The sequence below is a fragment of the Chloracidobacterium sp. genome, from assembly GCA_016711345.1.
Lineage (GTDB): Bacteria > Acidobacteriota > Blastocatellia > Pyrinomonadales > Pyrinomonadaceae > OLB17.
On record JADJTD010000001.1, the window covers coordinates 2,707,801 to 2,727,038 of the forward strand.

Here is a 19,238-nt window from a genome sequence, read left to right on the forward strand (position 1 = left end):
CAGATATTTTTCGGACGCCGCAAATAAAGCGTGAAAGTTGCAAATAATGGCTGGAAGTTGTAAATAATTTGTTACCGGAGCAGATTTCACGCTACCGGAGCAGATTTAACGTTACCGACACAAAAAACAGGCGAACGGAGCTGATAACTTTAAAAAGTTTCGCATATTTCGTGTACGCTTCATCTATCACGCTATCGCGACAGTTTTACCTTACAATTTGAAGTTATCTGAAACTTCCACCGCATAATATTAACTTTTTACGATTTTAAGGAGAAAAAATTATGAAAGATTCAGAAAGACGACGATTAGAGGCTTTTGAGAGGGTCAAGCAGTTTTCTCTCGACAACGCGGCCGATTTTCCAAACCTATCCATTCAAAAGATCAACATGGACAAGATCATCGCGGAAGTGACTTTGCTGGACGATATCGGTGTCGATCAGTCGGCCAGCGACGCCGCTGCCGGAGCGGCGTTTGAATCAAAAGGCACGGCTCGCGAAAACCTCGTCGAAGAGATGGAACCTATCGCCCGCACGGCGCGGATGATGGAGTACGAGTTTGACGGCATCACCGAGCTATTTTCTTTCCCCAAAAACAAGACCGATGTGGACATGCTCAACACGGCCCGCGCCTGGCTGCTCATCCTTCCCACGCACGAAGGCGACTTCATCAATTACGGTTTAGCCAATGATTTCATTGACCGTCTTAGCGATGCCGCAAATGCCTTCGAAGCATCGTTCACGGCCCCCGTTACGGCAATCGATAATCGCGTCGCCGCCACCGCCGAGATCGGCGAATCCGTCCGACGAGGAATGATCGCCCTCCGCATCTGCGACGCCGTCATGCAAAACCTCTACGCCAACAACCCCGGCAAACGCGCCGCCTGGAACAGCGCCAGCCACGTAGAACGCGCGCCCCAAAAAGCCAAACCACCGACGCCAACACCAGACGACGATAACGACGCATAATCGCCAACAAAGAAAAGGACGGCTCCCCGCCGTCCTTTTATCGAATACATAAATCAACTCTAAATTCGGCCAAGATATCGTTTGTTCTAACAACTTAAACAATCGGACCTACCGGACAGTTTGACGGTCGCGAGCTATTCCAGAATTCGATGAGTTTTTTCTTTGCACCCATCTCAAAGAACCAGTAACGAATGTAACGAAGATCGCGCGCCGAAATATTACCATTGAGATGTTCGCAATTTTCAATCTTAAAACTGGCGTCGTAATCAGCGCCAACCACATGGAAATGGGGAGGTGAATGTTCGTTCAACCGTATTTCAATACGATTTCCGCGTAGTTTCTCAACTAGAGCACGCTCTACATAAAGAGCTACGGTGTCGTTAGCGAAGTCGATCTTACATTCAATAAGGACGCTCATTAATGACCCTGAAAGATGAGTCAAACTAGAGCACCGATCAATTTCTTCAATGAAAAACTCCTTCATCTTCATTGCTGCATATTTTCAAAATTAGGATCGCATCGCTGCAGCTACTTCTTTTTTTGCGGAAGTTATTTCATTCTTGATTCTTGCTGCCGCCAACTCAAGTTCCCGTAATTTGAGCAAAGCCTTTTCGACATCTGTTCCTGGTAACCATGATTGGGCTATTTTTGCTTCGCCGCTGTTCGGACTTATAATTCCGGACGCATCTCCGCCAAGTATCGCTAGTCGGTGCTTGCAGTATTGACCGTTTGCCCCTGCTGCACATGTGCAATAAGCAGATAGATTGTCTTGCGATCGGCGAGTAAAAGTTACTTTGTAAGGTTCAGGGGCAGAACCCTGTACTTCAAAGGCTAGTTCTTCCATATTATTTCCTCGAATGTGTAGGCAAATGTAGCATTAACCGTTTGGCTTGGCAAGCGGTTAATATTTCCGGTTCTGGTCGCGGTCGTGTTGTTCGAGTGTGTATTGGATATCTTCTCTTTCCTTGTCGGTGAGGTCGCAGAATTTGAGAAGAAAGCTGCCAAGCTGTTGAACGGTGCGGCCAAGAGCGACGTAATGATTTTCGCCCTGAGCATCCGCAAACTCCCGCGTCTTCGCCAAAAACTGCCGCCTCTCTTTGCCGCTCAATTCAAATTTCATCATCATTCAGGGAATCGTTTCATAACTATTTTCTATTCGGGAAACCCGACTTTCTTGACCAATTCCTTAAATCGCGGGTCGTCTCGCACGAAGTCCCAAATTTTATTGGCCTTTATTTCGACCAACCCCCTTTCACGCTCGTCATATGCTTTGTTCAGATATTCGATCGTCTTATCTTTGTCTTTACCCCAAGCATATGCGTTGGCAAAACCCATTGGATTAACGTATCCGTCTGGGTCTTTTGCCTGTTTGGCACTCAGGTCTTTGAGGCGTATTTCCTGATTCACTCGCCCGTAGCCATCCCAGCCGCCTTTTTCGTAAGCTTCTTTTAATTTCGTAATGTTCTCGGGTTTGAAATCATTATTTGCCTTCAAACTAAGAAGATATTCTTCGACAGCTTCGTCATATTTGCCCTGAGCGGCATAAACTTGACCGTTAACAAAATGAAAACGTGCTTCATCGGGAAATAGCTCATTAAGTTTCTTGTTCTGCAACAAAGCTTCGTCAAATCGATTGGCGGCGAAGAGACCAATAGCCAACTCCCTGTTAATGATCATTGAAAACGGGTCGAGCTCGACGGCTTTTGTAAGTTGCTTGATCGCCTCGTCGCTTCTGCCGATCGCCATTAAAGAGTTCCCATACCATTGATGAGCCGTCGCGTAATTAGGATCGAGTTCGATCGCCCGTTTGAAGGACTTTTCGGCTCCTGCAAAGTCATACTCATAAGTAAGAATGATCGATGCCAGAGACGTATGTGCTTCGGCCAAGTTCGGGTCAAGCTCGAGAGCCTTGAGAGCCGCCTGCTTAGCTTGCGGCAAATAGTCCTTTGGCCTGACTTCGCCCCAACGAGGAAACAAGCTATAAGTATCGGCTAAGCCGGTGTAAGCCAGCGCATAGTTCGGGTCTTTTTCGATGGCCTGTTTGAAAAACTCGACCGCCTTTTCAAATTCTTTCGCATCTCGTTTGTTCCAATGGTAACGACCCTGCAGATATAGCTGATAAGCTTCCGAGTTGTCGGTGTATTTCTTCGCAAGCTTTTGCTCACTTTCGCCCGACAGTTTTAATTGCAGTTTGCCCACGATCTCGGCGACTATCTCGCGTTGGGTGGTCAGCAATTCCGACAGTTTCCGTTCATACTGCTCGCCCCACAGCGACTTGTTGGTGCGGGCATCCACCAGCTCGACCGTGATGTTCAGATTGTCGCCCCGCTTGGTAAGGCGTCCGGTCATCACCGCATCTACGCCAAGTTCGTTGGCGATCTTGGCAACATCGGTCTCCTTCCCCTTGTAACGCATCACCGAACTCGTCGGGCTGACCCGCAGATCAGGAATCTGCGTCAGGCGAAAGATCAGCGATTCCGCCAAACCGTCGGATAAATAATCTGTGTCGGCATCCGAATTCCTATTCTCAAACGGCATCACCGCGATGGAATTGATCTGTTTGGCAGGAGTGACATATCGATACCCAAAAAATCCGCCAAGAATGATAACGACCAGGGCTAACGGAACGAAAAGCAGACGCTTGTCAAAGCTTCTTGCGTTTGGTGCATCTGCAACGTCCGAAGGCAAGACCGCAGTTTCCTCAGCCGTGTGTATCTGCGCGCGTGTTGGAGCCTCACTAGTCGGGAACCCAGTCGCTATCGCTCCCGGTTCTGACATGATCGCCGTCTTCGGTTCGTCCATCGACGCCGGGCCTTCGAGCAAAGCATTTCCGTCGTCAAGACAATACAACAGCGTGTCGTCGTAATAATCGCGTCTGCATTCTGGGCATCGTTTCATAAATACGTATCTCTATCTAAAACCCGTGATCAAAACAGCGTTTGACGTTGCCTCGCCGCGGACGATCGCGATCTGTTTGCCGTCGCGTGAGTATTCACGGCGAACGATCGTGGGCGGGTCAAAGTTTGTGAGTTGCTTCGGTTTACCGCCGTCGATCGGCTGGACCCACATATCAGTCTTCTCTCCGCGGGATGCAAGGTAGGCGATACCTTTTCCATCAGGTGTCCATCTGGGGCCGCTGCTGACGTTGAGAGATGGCGGAGCTTCAAGGATTTTGATCGCCTCGCCTCCGTCCGCAGGCACGATCGCGATCCGGTTCCAGCGCTGGGTCTTTTCATCCATAACGAAACACGCAAGATATTTCCCGTCGTGAGAATAGCTTGGCTCTGTCGCCAGGCCGTCGAATAGCCTTTGAGGTTCACCACCATCGATCGGCATTCTGACGATCACGGGTTTGCCGTCAATAAAGGCCGAATAAAGCACCCATTTGCTGTCAACCGAAATACTCGGATTGTCACCGCCTACACCGGACGTCAATTGAACCGGATTGCCCCCACCAACATCGATCCTGAATATCTGACCGCCGCCCTCGGCAGAGTAGTAAACGACATAACGGCCGTCGGGCGAAACTATCGGCCCCGCTTTGAAGATCCGATCGTTAGTCAGTTGCTTGGGATTTGATCCGTCAACACCCATCGACCATATCTCATAATCACCGCTCTGGTCCGAGGCATAGACGATCCGTCCATCCGGTGTCCAGGATATGCCCCAAGTGTCTCCTTTTGGCGGCATTATCTGTTTGGCTGAATTTGGATCGGTATTTGGCGAGATCCACACGTTCGATCTTGATTCGCTTTCGATCAAAGAAATGGACTTTCCGTCTGCCGTTATCGAGATATCGTTGTAGGATCTTAGTGTCGGAGTTACGCGTCGCGGTTCGCCCGACGGGTAGCTTATTTCCCAGACCTGCCCCGGGGTTCCGACATATTCTGTTGCAACGATAAGTACTGCATCACCTGCCGGCGTCCACACCAGGTCTCTTAAGCCCGCCCATTTCCGGCTTCCAAGTTCCGAAATGCTTCCGTCAGTGGTCGAGATCAAGCCTATGAAATATTGTGGTCCGGGCAGCAGATCGTCGTCCCCGATACCGACCGCTATCGTTTTCCCGTCGGGCGACCAGGCCGGACGCGTACTGGTAAATTGCTTTCCACGAAACGTTGCGAGCTTTCGCTCATTCGTGCCATCGGCGTTTGCGACAAATATCCATGCTTCGGCCGCCGCGTTGTCATAACGAACATAGCCGATCTGCTTTCCGTCGGACGAGAATGTGATATCTAGCGCGTTTGACAGAAACTTCGTTGGCGAACCGCCGAGGGTCGGAACTTTAAAGATGGTATTAAGTCCGCTCTCCGGAGTTTCGGCGTTAAAATAAACAAAGCTTCCGTCTGGAGCAAATGCGAGGCCGCGGATCGCCTCCAACTCGCCGGCTTGAACCACCTGAACATTACTGTTCGTCTGTATCTGCCTGATCCACAATGATTCTTTTTCATTTTCGAGCCGTCTATAGACGAGGAATTTACCGTCCGGTGAGATCACCGACCCACGAGTTTTTCCGTCGCCGGTCAGCCGTTGCGTCTTGAGGTTGTCAGTCGTTCTCGATACCTGAGGCGGCGGCGATTTGAAATAACGAAATGCTAAAAATCCGGTCGCAACCAGTGCTCCGATGATGACCAATACGAAAGCGATATTTCGCAGTGCAGATGAACGCTTCTTTCCAGATGTATGAGCGGCTAGGGTCTCACCGGTCGTGTTTATTTGCCGACGCGTCGGCGCCTCGTTCGGCGCCTCAGTCGAATGCAAGATCGCCGTCTGCGGCTCGTCGCCAGCACCGGAGCCGCTTGCCGGGCCAAACAGAAGGTCCGACCCATCATCGAGACAAAAGCTCATCGTGTCGTCATTGAAATCTCTTCCGCACTGCGGGCATTTTTTCATAATTTCTATTCCGGCAGACCCATCCGTTTCAGCAAATCCTTGACTCGAGGGTCGTCGCGGAGAGATTCGAAGGCTATGTAATATCTGACAACCGAGACACTCTCTTTGTTCTGCAGATCCTTTTCCAGCCATTCTAGTGCTTTATCTTTGTCGCCCAGTCCAACGTAAACCTGAGCAATATTTAGTCCCGCGGTTGCCTTCTCGGTGTAACTTGCTTCCAACTCTTTCGCAATTGCGAGCGCTTCGGAGCGCCTTCCGATAACAGCGTAACCATAACCAAGATCTGTAAGAATATTGGCCGCTCTGTTACTCATTTCGACGGCTTTTTCAAGATTTGCCATCCCCTCCGCGTTACGCCCCAGTTTTAGATAGGACAGTCCCAAATAGTCATACGCAAGCGGAAAGGTTGGATCAATCTCAATTACTTTGAGTGAGTTTTCGACGCTTGCCTGATGGTTGTTTTGGATCTGATACATCTCAGAAATATTGACGCCAATAATACTCGAAAGCGGGTCGAGTTCTTTGGCACGTTTCATCATCACGGCAGCTTCTTCAAATCGACCAAGTTCTTTTAGAAGCCCGGCATACCAATGATAACCGGTCGCGTAATTTGGATTGATCTCGATCGCACGCTTGTATTCCCGCTCAGATTCTGCCCATTGCCAGTAACTTTGCGCCACTTGTGCAAGCGATGTGTGTGCTTCTGACAACTCTTCATCAAGAGCGATTGCCCGCTCGGCGTAGGCCTTCGCTTGCGGCATTGCTTCTCTGGTAGGAGTTCCGGAGTATTGCGGCAATAGAACGTAACAATCGGCAAGACCAACATACGCAAGGGCATAACCAGCATCTTTTGACACGGCGATGTTGAATTGCTCGATTGCTTTTTTGAAATTCTCCTCCGTACGGCGATTCCAGTAATAACGTCCTTTCAGATACGCTTGATACGCTTCGGGGCTTGACGTAGATGTTTTGGTCACCTTTGCTTCGTCCGCACCCGAAAGTTTTGATTTGAGTTTAGTCGAAACATCTTTGGCGATCTCGCTCTGCAGCGAGACAAGGTCAGATTGTTTGCGGTTGTATTCTTCGGCCCAGATCACGTCTTGTGTTTGCGTATTGACCAGTTCGAGATTCAATTTAAGATCGTCACCACGCCCCCCGACTCTGCCTAGCAAGACTGCCTGAACTCCCAATTCCTCACCGATCTTCTTCGGCGAAGTTTCCTTGCCCTTGTAATAAAAAACTGTGCTTCTGGACTTAACAGCCAAATTCGGCACTTGCGACAGACTTTTAATAAGCGTTTCGGTCATGCCGTCCGAGAGATACTCGACATCAGCGTTTCCACTTTCATTGACGAACGGCATCACGGCGATGGATTCGATCTGTTTTGCCGGGGTGATAAATCGATAACCGAAAAATCCGGCGACAAGAAACACAACCAAAATTCCACCGGCGATCAGCGGCTTCGCCGCCCTATTTGCGGAAAAACTACGCTTTTCCGTCGAGCCGCCCAAATTCTTTTGAGGCTCCGCCTCCGCCCCGCGTGGTAAGACGGCAGTCTTATCGGCTGTGTAAATCTGCGCACGAGTCGCTGCTTCGCTCGGCGGCTCTGTGTCGTGCATTATCGCCGTCGCCGGCTCATCCATCGACGCCGGGCCGTAGAGCAACTCGGTTCCGTCATCGAGACAGTACATCATCGAGTTGTCGTATTCTCGTCCGCACTGCGGGCACTTCTTCATTACTTGATCTCAATGTCTATAGCTTCGAAAACGGTTTTACCGACGTTCTTGATCGTGTGAGCCGTGCCTGCGGCCTGCCAAACGATGTCGCCGGCCTTCGCGTCAATGATCCGTCTCGTACCGTCGGGGGCGGTGATTTCGACTCTCGAATCGTAAAGCATCACCCCAAGGCCGCTCAGCTTATGAGTGTGAGGTTTCGACGACTCACCTGGCTTGAGGATAAGGCGGTTGACTCTCACGCGCTCGTTGTCGATCTCGACGATGTGAGCGTCGGTCAGCGGAGCCTTCGCGGTTGTCTTCGAAGGCCGCCTTTTGCTCGGTAGCAGTTCAATGTAAATGGTCCGGAAATCGGTCTTACCGCGGTTCATGACCCTATGCGAGAATTCGGGACTCGAGCCGAAACTCGTCTCGCCCAACCGGGTTGTGAACTCTTCTTTGGTTCCATCGATCGACTCGTCGGTCATTTGGGCGTCGCTCACAGGTACGCCAACGCCATCGAATACATGCGTGTGAAAGAGTGTCCCGCCTCCGACAGGCACCAGTACGTCAAACACCCTCACATACTCATTTTCGAGTTTTAGACGGTGCCCGGGTTCCTTATCGATAGGTACCGGCGCCTGCGCCGCCGAGAACAGCGAAAACACAGCTACGAGGCTGATCAGCAAAAACATTTTACTTGTCATATTTTCATTTCACGGCCGCAATGCAGCCAACTATAATTCTTACTTGAGCACGCGAACCCCGTCACTCCGACAGAAGCTTTTCGACACGTCATACTCACGTCCGCACTGCGGGCATTTTCTCATAAATCGCTACTCCGGGATCCCGACTCGTTTGACCAATTCCTTAAATCGCGCGTCGTCGCGCACGAAGTCCCAAATAAAACTGACCTTAAGGTAAAGAACACCCATTGAGCGCTCGTCATAAGCTTTGTTCAGATATTCGATTGTCTTATCTTTGTCTTTGAGATAAGCGTAAGAGTTGGCAAACTCAATTGCCTGTACATAAGCGTTCTTGTCTTTTGCCTGTTGGTCATTTAGAGATTTGAGTTTTTCTTCTTCCCGGTTTTTTACTAAACCGTCCCAACCGCCTTTTTCGTACATGTCCTTTGCCTCCTGAATTTCTTCAGGTTTGGCCCGGGCTGCTTTCCCAACAAGGATGTATTCTTCGAAAGCTTGCGAGTATTTGCCTTGAGCCTCATAAATCGTGGCGTTGGTATAACGAAAGCCAATTTCATCGGGAAACAACTCATTGACTTTCTTATTTTGCATCAATGCTTCGTCAAATCGTTTGGCGACTGTCAAAATCTGCACCATTTGCTGGTTGATGATCTTGGAAAACGGGTCAAGTTCGACAGCTTTTGATATTTCCCTGATAGCATCATCATGTTTGCCCGCGCCGTCTAGTAACTCCGCATACCATTGATGAGCCGTGGCGTACTTTGGATTGAGCTCGATCGCGCGTTTGAATGCTTTCTCAGCACCTGCCCAGTCATAATCGTAATAAAAAATTGCCTCGCCGAGAGATGCGTGGGCCTCCGCCAAATTCGGGTCAAGTTCGAGAGCCTTGAGTGCGGCTTGCTTGGCTTGCGGCATATAGTCTTTCGGTCTGGAATAGCCGTATGCAGGAAACAAGGAATATGTATCGGCTAATCCGCTGTAGGCAAGGGCGTAGTTCGGGTCTTTTTCGATGGCTTGTTTGAAAAACTCGACCGCTTTATCAAATGCCTTTGCCTCCCGCTTGTTCCACTGGTAACGGCCTTGCAGATAAAGCTGATAGGCTTCGGAGTTGGCGGTGTAATTCTTTTCGACACTCGCGACTTCTGCACCTGAAAGCCTGGATTTCAGTTTGCTCGAAACATCGCGCGCGATCTCGCTTTGCAACGAAACGAGGTCCGCTTGTTTACGGTCGTATCGCTGACTCCAGATCGCATTTTCGGTTTGCACATCAACGAGTTCCAAACTGAGCGTTAATTGATCGCCGCGTTGGGCAACCCGACCATTCAAGATCGCTTGCACGTTCAGCTCTTTGCCGATGGTCTTCGCGTCCGTTTCTTTGCCTTTGTAGCGGAATACCGATGATCGCGCCTTCACATTCAGGTTCGGCAATTGCGTCAAATTACCGATCAGCGTCTCAGTCATGCCGTCCGAAAGATATTCAACATCAGCATTACCGCTTTCATTAATAAACGGCATCACTGCAATTGATTCGATCTGTTTGCCGGGCGTGACATACCTGTATCCAAAAAAACCGCCGAGAACGATCACCGCAAGAAGCACCAGAGCCAAAAATAACCGTTTATCAAAGGCTTTTGTTTTTGGAATATCGGCAATGCCCGACGGCAAAACAGCCGTCTGTTCGGTCGTATGGATCTGAGCCCGAGTCGGAGCATCATCCGAAGACGCCGTCGAGTGGAAGATTGCCGTCACCGGTTCATCGCCCGCTGACCCCGTGGTAGGGCCTTCTAAAAGCTCATTTCCATCGTCGAGACAATACAGCAACGTATCGTCGTAATAATCCCGTCTGCATTCAGGGCATCGTTTCATAACTTCATTTTGCTAATGGCACAACCCGCGATTTGAGTATCTTTTTGTCTCGGGTCAAAAGTGGTATTCGCTCGACGATACTGGTTGCGGCGATCAACTCGTCAGCCGGATCAGATGCAAAATCTAATTTAGTACTCTGACGAGCTATCTGAATAGTTATCGGAATGATCGTTAGATGCCGCAAGACGCGGCGAAATGCAACGCTGTCCATATCGAGAGTCAGCCTCTTGAGTTGGACAAGTTTAGCCAATTCCCACAGGACGATATCCGCCACTACCAGACTCTCTGCTAGAACGAGATCTTCTTCGCGAGGCGTTAAGTCGCCAGCGAGCGACGCCACCAGGATATGTGTGTCAAGATTCAGCATTCCATTTAACTCCGGTCGAGAAAATATCACCTGATACTGTAATCTGGCCTTTCATTGAGCCTATCAGCGTTGAATTATCGGCAGTTCCAAATGGAATCACTTTGGCGATCGGCTTGCCTCGTTTTTCAACCACTATTCCCTCTGACCCAAGTTCATCGAATATCTGCAAACACTTGGCCTTAAATTCACTTGCACTTATGGTTTTTATTTTATTTTTCATAGCCGTTTGATCCTAACACATGACCAGTCACTTGACCAGTTATTTGTTCATTTTACAGCCTCCAAGTTAGCTGTACTATTCAACCGCTCAATTTCTTTTATGAGGAAATCGAATTCGTTGAACGGGCTGCCGCCAGTACGCGACCAATGTACGCGGCCGCGTTTATCTATCAGGATCGTCGAGTGCAACGCCATCTCTTCGAAATCATCGTAGGCTTTGAAACGCCGAGCGTTCTCATTTTTTGGATCTGAAAGTAACGGGAACGGCACGCCTAGAGACTTTGCTGTTTGAGCTAGCGCCGGATCCAGATCGGCACTTACGGCTAGTACCGTCGTGTTCAGGTCCGCGAGTTGCTGATTGCGTTTGATAACCTCTTTCAATTGCGTGAGGCAATGCTCGCAGTAACCGCCGAGATAAAAGATCAGAAGCACGTTCTTGCCGCGAAAGTCTTTTAGCGAAACGGTTTTCCCCTGAGCATCGACGGCATTCAATTCAGGCGCTTCGAACGACTCCCAAACGCTCGGCCCAAGTTGTGTAAGTACCGTGCTTTTGTAATTGCGCTGCGGCCCGGGCGATACATCTTTTGGCTGTGCCTGCAACCCAACCGCTTTCGCCTGCGCCAGCCATTTCATTCCGGGCTCAGCGTCAGACCAGACGTGTAGAAGTCGCGCATAAGCTTCGGTTGCTTTTCCTTTGTCACCCAACGCGTTATGAGCTTCGACCAAGCCTGAAAGAGCAAAGCCGTCGTTGCGAACGATAGTTAGGGACTTTTCAAAAGCCGCAACCGCAAGCGACGGTGTTTTTTGATCAAGGTAAGCACGCCCGAGAGTGTTGTATAAAAGATTCGGCCACGGTGACGGATCGTCTTCGTCATCGAATCTCTCGGCCTGTTGTTTGGCTGCATCCGCGAGCAGCGTCAGGCCGTTTATCGTTTCACCTTTTGCCAACGCAAGCCGTCCGCGCAATTCGAGTGATTGGATCGTGTAATGATGCTCGAACCATTTGTTTTCGGGCTTCTCGATTTCTGTTTTGAGAGTAGAATGTGTGACGTAGCTTTTCGCAGCTTTCTCAATATCACCGAGGCCGAGATGAGCGAGCGTTTCTATGTAAGCGCGAGTCAATTTATCACGCGTGTGGTCTTGCCAATTGAATGTCTTAGGATCAAGAACGTCGTTCCAGCGTTCAAATCTGACAAGAGCTCGTGACAAGGCGATCGTGCCCTGCGCGTGAGCGCTGTAGCGAGATGGATTGTTGTATTTAGGATCAAGCGGCGCAGCGAGCAATTGCTTTGCTCCGCTGATCGCGGCTTCGGGCATGCCAAGCTGTTCTTGAATGTAGCCGAGATAATTTTGATTGTGCGCGTAATTCCATGTATTGAACGGAAACACAAGGCGTTGACGCAAATATTGCTTTTCAACGCGCGTCGCCGAATCCATCGAGATCGCTGCCTCGTGCCACATGCCAATACTACTATAGATGTGTCCCGGCATATGTTGCGCGTGACCGATGCCCGCCGCTACCTTGCCATAAGCTGCGCAACTGTCTAGCGCCTGATTGCCTTCCGGGCTGTCCCAGTTGTGAATACGGTAGTGATGCGCGCCGGGATGATTAGGATCGCGTGCCAGGACCTGCTGCATGATCAGATCCGCCGCGTAGCGATGCTCGCCGCCAATCTGGTCCAACGCGAAAAACGCCTTTGCCTCAAGGTCGTCGGGATACTTAATCACTAGCTGTTCGAGCAGATACATGAAACGCTTAGATCGCTTTTCATCGCTCGGATTATTGCCTCCTGCGTCAGCCGGCAGATCCGTTTGTCCGCGTGCTTCCCAAGCTTCGATATAGCGGCGTTCACGGTCGCTGACTTTATCTTTGCGTTTACTAGCTTCCTTTAGAAACTTGGGACTTCGCTCATCGCCAGCAGCTAACGACAACCCCCAGTAACACATCGCGCATTCAGGATCGAGCTTGAGCGCCCAGCGAAACGAACGCTCTGCCTCAAAGAACCAAAATGAATGCTGTAGCGCAATTCCTTGATTGAACCACTGTTGAACCTCAGGGTTTTTGGTTGTGATAGGGAAGTTGACTTTGCCGATGCCCGACATCACCCAAGGTTTTTCGCGCGGGCCGACATCAAAGCCTTCGCCATGCCGCGAATGCCCTGCCTTCCAAGCCTCGGCCGCGTTTAGCTTGTTGTCACTGCTTGCCTGTGCTGTGACCGAAAGACAGAACAAAATCAAAAGCCCCATCACTTGAAAGCTGCTTCGAATCATAAGTTTCTCCTTTGAAATCTATTGACGAGGTCGATGTGTTTGGCAGCATCGACATAAACACCCAAACTCCCGTATCCCTATTAAACAAAAAGTAAAAACACAGGCCAAAAGGGCACTGTTTCTATTAAATCGGTGTGCGGACGCCGGTAACATTGATGTTGACCTGTCGCAGATCGTCGGCCTTTTCCGAACTGTTTGATAGCAATATAATTGATCTTACTTTAAGGTGGTTCAATATCTCAGCAGCCGGACGATAACTGCGTGCGTCGGACGAGTACCCCGCTTTTACATAGCCCTCAGCCTGACCAAATTCCTTCTTATAAGGAATGCTCTCGATCAACGCAAGATGACCGTTGCCCTTGCCTTCCTGATCGAGCCAGATGATGACGCCCTTGCCTTCGCGTTCGATCAACGTCTGCGAGCCTTCCATCTCTTCGCGGCAAGTGCATTCGACGCTGTTGAATACATGAGCGCCTATGCAATGCGAATGTATCCGACAAAGAATATCTTCGCCGCTTTCAACATTGCCCATCACAAGCGCGATCGACTCTTTCTGGCCATCGTAATAAAGAAATTCTGTGTATGTGCCAAACTTCGTTTTAAGTTCTCGCGTCGCAAGCCGAATATTCATTTGCTAATTTATTTACGGGTATTTTTTATCAACACAATGTCCCGATTACGCGAGCCGCGAGCAACGGCGAGACGATTGCCTTCTGCGTTCAACGCAAATTGTGCGATATGAAATTCATTGAATGCGGTTACTTGCGTGGGTTTCGATCCGTCAAGCGTCTGCGTCCAGATATTTGAAGTCGTGCCGAGTGTATTTACGAACAAAATGCCGTTACCGGCCTTATTCCACGCGATTCCGGCTCCCATATGCGTGGTGGGTGGCAAATCAATGATTTTTATCGGAGCGCCGCCGTCAATCGAAATAACGCCGAGTTTGAGATCTTTGTTTTTCTCAGCGATGAAATATGCGACTGATTTGCCGTCGCGCGAGATGACAGGCATCAAAGAATTCACATCCGTTAATCGGACGGCATCGCCGCCCGTTAGGGGAACTTTCCATATCCTCGATATGCCGGCTGCTCTGGTTGTGTAAACCACCCAATCTGCATTAGACGAGACGGGAACAAAAGCAAGATCTGCGTTCTCAACAACGGGACGAACATCTCGCCCGTCGGAGTCCATCTGAAAAAACTTGTAGGGTCCTTGAATCGGCTCATTCGTAACGGGGTCGTTGTTTGGACCGAAGAAATTTATCCTGTCACCATCAACCGCAAGCGACGGATATAATTTCCCGAACGTATAGCCGGTTGTTAAAGGCTTCGGATTGCCGCCGTCGGCATCCATTCGCCATATATTTTGTGCGCCGCCTTCGCTCGAAACAAAAACGATCTTGCCATCCTTCGTCCACGATACACCGCGTTCTCCATCGTCGGCTCCCGTTTTTGAATTAATGCTGACGGTGCTGGAGAAGTCATTTTCAGTCGTCAGCCAAATGCCCATCGAATATTCCCGCTTGACGGCAACTATTGTTTGGGAATCGGCCGTTACACTGAAATCTTCATAACTGGAAAGATCATTCGTGACGTTTTGAACTTCGCCGCTTGGGTACGCAGCGTATCGGATTTGGTATCGCTGCCCCATATCGGCCGCATAGGGCGTATAAAGGATGCCTTTACCGTCGGTCGTCCACGCTAGCTGACTGACTCGAAGCAATTTTTCTTCCTGCAAGGGGATTCGCGTTTCGATCCCCGTCGCGACATCAACCACCGCAATTCCACCCGCGTAATATGCACCGCTTGTCAGCGTCGGGGCTGCGATCAGCCGCCCGTCTGGCGACCAGGAAACTTCCTCCGTGTAAACCTCCGGATATTTGCGCGTCTTTACAATGCGTTCATCTCCGCCCTGTTCATCAGTGATAATGATGGATTTATCGCCTTCTTGCGATCTGACAAAAGCGATGCTCTTGCCATCCGGCGAAAAAGATATCTGGCTGTCAACGCCGGTTATGATCTTACGCCTATTGCGGCCCAGTGTCGTGATCTGAAAGAGCGAAGACGGATCGCCCGTTCCTTCCGTGCCTACAAAGTAAAGAAAGTTCCCATCGCGCGAAAATTTCAAGAAACTATATTTCGTTTTGTCGGGCGGAACGATCTGCGTGTCGCCCGCACTGCCAGTTTGCCGCAGCCAAAGGCTATGCCGTCCATCTTCGTCTTTGGCGTAGGCAATGTATTTCCCGTCGGGTGAAATGGCAACCGAAACAGCCAATCCATGTGCGGTAAGAACATCCAGTTTTGTTGATTGAAAGTTGTTGACGGTAGAGCCTTGAGAATAAAAATAAGTCCAGTAAACGCCGACAGCCAGTCCCAAGATCAGAAGCGGTGCGACCAGCCAAAGTGCAGAAAATTTAAATCTCGACACGATCTCACTATTTGATCGCGTCGATGGAAAACCTTTATTCGGATCGGTCTGTAGGACGGTCTTGTTGGTAAACGCATAATCGAACGAATCTGTCTGAGAATCGCGCAGAACATTTTTCAGATCGGTACGCAGATCGGTAAACGTCTGGTAACGCACATTACGATCTTTCTCCAGAGCATGTTTGATTATCTGATCCAATGGCGCAGGAATTTCATCGTCTGATTCGCTTACCGAAGGCAGAGTTGTGTCGATAGTCGAATGGTTGGTTACCGAATTTTTTCCTCCGCCGAAAGGCACTTTGCCTGTTAGCATCTCATAAAGCACAACGCCAAAACTAAAAATATCTGTTCGCGTGTCGATCCTTTCTCCAAGCGCCTGTTCGGGCGACATGTAATTGATCGTGCCCATAACGCGATTCGGAGCGGTCAATTCGCGTGTGTCGAAATCGCCGGAATCAGGCGCCGTCAGTTTTGCCAACCCGAAATCCAGAACCTTTACGATGCCGTCTTCGCGGACCATGATATTAGCGGGTTTGATGTCGCGGTGAATGATGCCGACAGAATGCGCCGATTCGAGGGCGCCGGTTATCTGTATAGCAATATTAACGGCTTCACGCCACGAAAGCGGTTTGTCGGCGGTCAAATGACGGAGAGTGTGTCCGTCAACAAACTCGGTCGCCATAAAACTGATATTTTCGGCTTCTTCGATCTCGTAGATCGTTATGATATTTGGATGGTTGAGAGCAGATACAGCGCGAGCTTCCTTTTCAAAACGCTTTTTGCGTTCACTGTCAGTAGAAAATTCCTGCGGCAGCAGTTTGAGAGCGACCTTGCGGCGAAGTTTTGTGTCTTCGGCGAGATAAACCTCACCCATTCCGCCTGTTCCCAAAAGCCTGATGATCTTGTAGTGGCTTATTTCTTTGCCCGCAAGGTTCGTTACGTTTTCCCTGTGTGCAAACATCTCAGCGGCGAGAGCTTCGGGCGCCGACTCTAAAAAATTGTCGGATGTATTCTCAAAAGTCAGCAGCGATTCGACCTCGCGGAGAAGATCGGCGTCAGAGCCGCACATTTTGTCGAGTACAGCCGTACGCTCGTCGACCGGACTTTCAAGTACAGCGTTATAAATCTCCTCGATCTGTTTCAGCCTTTTGGAATCCATAAAATTTCTTTGCTCTTATTGCGCAACAGATAATTCACGTAATAACCACGTTCGGGCGAAACGCCAGTCGCGTTTTACGGTGTCCGTTGATATTTTTAGGACCTCGGCAACTTCTTCATTGGTGATGCCGCCAAAATACTTCAGTTCAACGACACGGCTTTTTCGTTGATCCAGTGCAGCCAGATTTTTCAGGGCGTCATCGAGCGCGATTATGTCTTTTGAATGGTCCGCCGCCAAAGCAGTATCATCGGCGAGCGTAACTCTCTCCTGCCAACCGCCGCGTTTCTGGCTGCTTTTTGAACGTGCATAATCGACTAAAATATGCCGCATCGCCGCCGCCGCCACACCAAAGAAATGTGCCCGGTTTTGCCAGTTTGGTTCATCCTGTTTAGCAAGTTTTAGGTAGGCTTCATGAATCAACTCAGTCGTTTGAAAAGTGTGTCCCGACGGTTGACGCCTCATATAATTTCTCGCCATCCGGCGCAGTTCGTCATAAACTAGCGGCATTAGCTGTTCCAGTGCCTGTTCGTCACCCTTTCCCCAATCAGCCAGCAAAAGAGTGATCTCATGCGAATCTGCGTTTTCCATTTGTTTTGCGGCGAATTTCTATGCTGATTATAAAACAATAAAACCTTAAATAAAAAAGAATTGAGGCATGCACCTTTTTAGAGTTGGTTCTCGTTTAGCTAAGTAGAGAACAAAAAAAACGGCTATGCAGCGGCTTAATCGAGCGCGGCAGAGCGCCTAAAGAACCAGTTCGACAAATCAGGAGGAGAAAATTATGAAATTCAAACAAAATAAAACAAGAAAGATGTTGTTGGCATTGGCTATTATGCTTGCGGCGCCGACCTTAATCCTGTGCCAAACGGGGTACAAGAACACCAAGAAAGGCGGGGCTGAGCAAGAAGTTCGGAAAACGATCAGTGAGCTTGCAACTGCACTGGGCAAAAATGACACTGCCGCGCTCGACCGCATCTATGCTGATGATTACACATTCGTGGGCGATACCGGAACGATGATGAACAAGGCTGAACGCATTGCCTCTTTCAAGTCCGGCGACGTGAAATACGAATCGGTCAGCATCGAGGTGGCAAGAATGCACATTTTTGGAGACACCGCAGTGGCGGTTACCCATATCAAGACAAAATTTGCTCCCGAATCAAAAGTGTCCGGCGGCAAATTCGTCACAACAGCGACCTTCGTCAAGATAAAAGGCCGTTGGCAGTTGGTCGCCGCAGGCAACACACGTTTGGCAGATTAATTACTTCCCAACAAAAACAAAAACAGGAGAAAAATCATGAAAAACAAATTATTTTTAGTTATCTCGCTCTTCATCATCACGCTGACAATGAGCATCGTCACATCCGCACAAGTCAATCGTCCGTACAGCAACGGTTCGGTTTGGGCCATTGGCGTAATCCAGATGAAGCCCGGTATGGAAACCGCCTATAAAAATTACCTCGCTACCGACTGGAAACGGAACCAGGAATCGATGAAGAAGGAAGGCATCATCCTTTCATATATGGTTATCCAAACAGAAATGCACGGTGCCAACGACTGGAACATGCTGCTGTTGACTGAGTATAAAGACTTGGCAACATTTGAGGCCAATCAATCCAAAGCTGACAACCTCGCACAAACTGTGGTCGGTAACGACGCTGCACAAATGCAGGGCTATCGTGAACGTTTGTTGATCCGCGAAGTCTTAGGCAACCGCTTGGCGCGCGAGATCGTTCTCGAACCAAAGAAGTAGTTTCAGAACCAATCACCACAGAGAACACAGAGAGCACGGAGAAATCAAAAATTGATTTGAACTCTGTGTCCTCTGAGTTCTCTGTGGTAAATTCATTTCAGTCGGAGAGAATATGAATCAGAAAAGACTTGATGGAAAAGTGGCAATAGTCACCGGCGCAACCGGCGGCATCGGCGAGGCGACGGCAAAACGGTTTCTCGAAGAAGGCGCAAGCGTGATGCTCGTTGGGCGCTCGGCAGAAAAACTTGAAGAGACACGGGGGCGTCTTTCGGGTTTTGACAACCTGGCGACCTCGGTCGCAGACGCAACTAATGAACAGGCAACTGCCGCAGCTGTTGCCGCTACTGCCGAAGCCTTTGGCGGTGTTGACATTCTGCTCGCAAACGCTGGCACCGAAGGCAATTTTGCTTCGATTGAAAGTATTACAACGGATGAATTTGAAAGCGTGTTGCGTACTAATGTAATTGGAGTTTGGTTGTCGATGAAATATTGTGTCGAACCTATGAAAAAGAGAGGCAGCGGATCAATGATCGCACTATCGTCGATCGCCGGGATGATAGCTTCACCGACAATGGCACCTTACATCGCAAGTAAACACGCTGTCTACGGTCTTGTAAAAACGGCGGCGTTAGAGTTAGCCACCTTTAATGTTCGGGTTAATGCGATCGGTCCGGGACCTATTGACAACCGCATGATCCGTTCGCTTGAAACCCAATTCAATCCTGCTGACGCATCCGCAGCACATGATTTTATTATTTCAAAAATTCCAATGGCCCGCTACGGCACAAACGAAGAGGTCGCTAACCTCGCACTATTTCTCGCCAGCGACGAATCATCATATTGCACCGGCTCGATTCACATGATCGACGGCGGATTTACCGCCGCATAATTACAGACTGGAGAAAA

18 protein-coding genes are annotated in these 19,238 nt (G+C 49.5%); 4 read left to right on the forward strand and 14 right to left on the reverse strand.

The genetic code is table 11. From position 1 onward, the window contains the following. The first annotated feature begins 281 nt into the window (after window positions 1–281). A complete protein-coding gene (locus IPL32_11265) occupies window positions 282–965 on the forward strand; it encodes a hypothetical protein (GenBank protein MBK8466400.1) in 684 nt (227 codons plus the stop codon). A 94-nt stretch (window positions 966–1,059) separates the two neighbouring features. On the opposite strand, the gene IPL32_11270 is transcribed toward IPL32_11265, so the two are convergent. The 14 genes from IPL32_11270 to IPL32_11335 form a co-directional block, all read right to left on the reverse strand. Beyond that, window positions 1,060–1,383 (reverse strand): DUF4160 domain-containing protein, encoded by a 324-nt coding sequence (locus IPL32_11270; GenBank protein MBK8466401.1) that lies wholly within the window; start codon window positions 1,381–1,383, stop codon window positions 1,060–1,062. Window positions 1,384–1,473: 90 nt separating this feature from the next. Beyond that, on the reverse strand, window positions 1,474–1,809 hold the full coding sequence (locus tag IPL32_11275; protein ID MBK8466402.1) for an SWIM zinc finger family protein: 336 nt from the start codon (window positions 1,807–1,809) through the stop codon (window positions 1,474–1,476). A gap of 57 nt (window positions 1,810–1,866) precedes the next feature. Beyond that, window positions 1,867–2,091: a hypothetical protein gene (locus tag IPL32_11280; protein MBK8466403.1), complete on the reverse strand. Its 225-nt coding sequence runs from the start codon at window positions 2,089–2,091 to the stop codon at window positions 1,867–1,869. Window positions 2,092–2,117: 26 nt separating this feature from the next. Next, on the reverse strand, window positions 2,118–3,863 hold the full coding sequence (locus IPL32_11285) for a tetratricopeptide repeat protein (protein MBK8466404.1): 1,746 nt from the start codon (window positions 3,861–3,863) through the stop codon (window positions 2,118–2,120). 12 nt (window positions 3,864–3,875) lie between these two features. Next, window positions 3,876–5,855, reverse strand: coding sequence for a PD40 domain-containing protein (locus IPL32_11290; GenBank protein MBK8466405.1), 1,980 nt, complete (start codon window positions 5,853–5,855; stop codon window positions 3,876–3,878). Window positions 5,856–5,860: 5 nt separating this feature from the next. Continuing rightward, window positions 5,861–7,591 carry a tetratricopeptide repeat protein gene (locus IPL32_11295; protein ID MBK8466406.1) on the reverse strand — a complete coding sequence of 577 codons (1,731 nt, stop codon included), beginning with the start codon at window positions 7,589–7,591 and terminating at the stop codon, window positions 5,861–5,863. After that, the gene (locus IPL32_11300; GenBank protein MBK8466407.1) at window positions 7,591–8,274 is read right to left on the reverse strand and encodes a hypothetical protein; all 684 of its coding nucleotides are present in this window, start codon (window positions 8,272–8,274) and stop codon (window positions 7,591–7,593) included. Before IPL32_11300 ends, IPL32_11295 begins: the two co-directional genes overlap by 1 nt. 129 nt (window positions 8,275–8,403) lie before the next feature. Then, on the reverse strand, window positions 8,404–10,137 hold the full coding sequence (locus tag IPL32_11305; protein MBK8466408.1) for a tetratricopeptide repeat protein: 1,734 nt from the start codon (window positions 10,135–10,137) through the stop codon (window positions 8,404–8,406). 4 nt (window positions 10,138–10,141) lie between these two features. Next, window positions 10,142–10,504, reverse strand: coding sequence for a type II toxin-antitoxin system VapC family toxin (locus tag IPL32_11310; GenBank protein MBK8466409.1), 363 nt, complete (start codon window positions 10,502–10,504; stop codon window positions 10,142–10,144). Next, a complete protein-coding gene (locus tag IPL32_11315; protein ID MBK8466410.1) occupies window positions 10,491–10,724 on the reverse strand; it encodes a type II toxin-antitoxin system Phd/YefM family antitoxin in 234 nt (77 codons plus the stop codon). The genes IPL32_11310 and IPL32_11315 overlap by 14 nt, the downstream gene beginning before the upstream one ends. Window positions 10,725–10,771: 47 nt before the next feature. After that, complete coding sequence (locus IPL32_11320; GenBank protein ID MBK8466411.1) at window positions 10,772–12,994, reverse strand: redoxin domain-containing protein; 2,223 nt, start codon at window positions 12,992–12,994, stop codon at window positions 10,772–10,774. Between the two features lie 124 nt (window positions 12,995–13,118). Next, window positions 13,119–13,625 carry a GTP cyclohydrolase gene (locus IPL32_11325; protein ID MBK8466412.1) on the reverse strand — a complete coding sequence of 169 codons (507 nt, stop codon included), beginning with the start codon at window positions 13,623–13,625 and terminating at the stop codon, window positions 13,119–13,121. Window positions 13,626–13,633: 8 nt separating this feature from the next. Next, the gene (locus IPL32_11330) at window positions 13,634–16,579 is read right to left on the reverse strand and encodes a serine/threonine-protein kinase (GenBank protein ID MBK8466413.1); all 2,946 of its coding nucleotides are present in this window, start codon (window positions 16,577–16,579) and stop codon (window positions 13,634–13,636) included. Between the two features lie 15 nt (window positions 16,580–16,594). Beyond that, window positions 16,595–17,167: a sigma-70 family RNA polymerase sigma factor gene (locus tag IPL32_11335; GenBank protein ID MBK8466414.1), complete on the reverse strand. Its 573-nt coding sequence runs from the start codon at window positions 17,165–17,167 to the stop codon at window positions 16,595–16,597. 193 nt (window positions 17,168–17,360) lie between these two features. Here IPL32_11335 and IPL32_11340 point away from each other — a divergent pair, with 193 nt between their 5' ends. From IPL32_11340 to IPL32_11350, 3 genes are all read left to right on the forward strand, one after another. Then, on the forward strand, window positions 17,361–17,840 hold the full coding sequence (locus IPL32_11340; GenBank protein ID MBK8466415.1) for a nuclear transport factor 2 family protein: 480 nt from the start codon (window positions 17,361–17,363) through the stop codon (window positions 17,838–17,840). A gap of 36 nt (window positions 17,841–17,876) precedes the next feature. After that, complete coding sequence (locus tag IPL32_11345) at window positions 17,877–18,332, forward strand: hypothetical protein (protein MBK8466416.1); 456 nt, start codon at window positions 17,877–17,879, stop codon at window positions 18,330–18,332. A gap of 112 nt (window positions 18,333–18,444) precedes the next feature. Continuing rightward, window positions 18,445–19,221, forward strand: coding sequence for an SDR family oxidoreductase (locus tag IPL32_11350; protein ID MBK8466417.1), 777 nt, complete (start codon window positions 18,445–18,447; stop codon window positions 19,219–19,221). Window positions 19,222–19,238 lie beyond the last annotated feature (17 nt).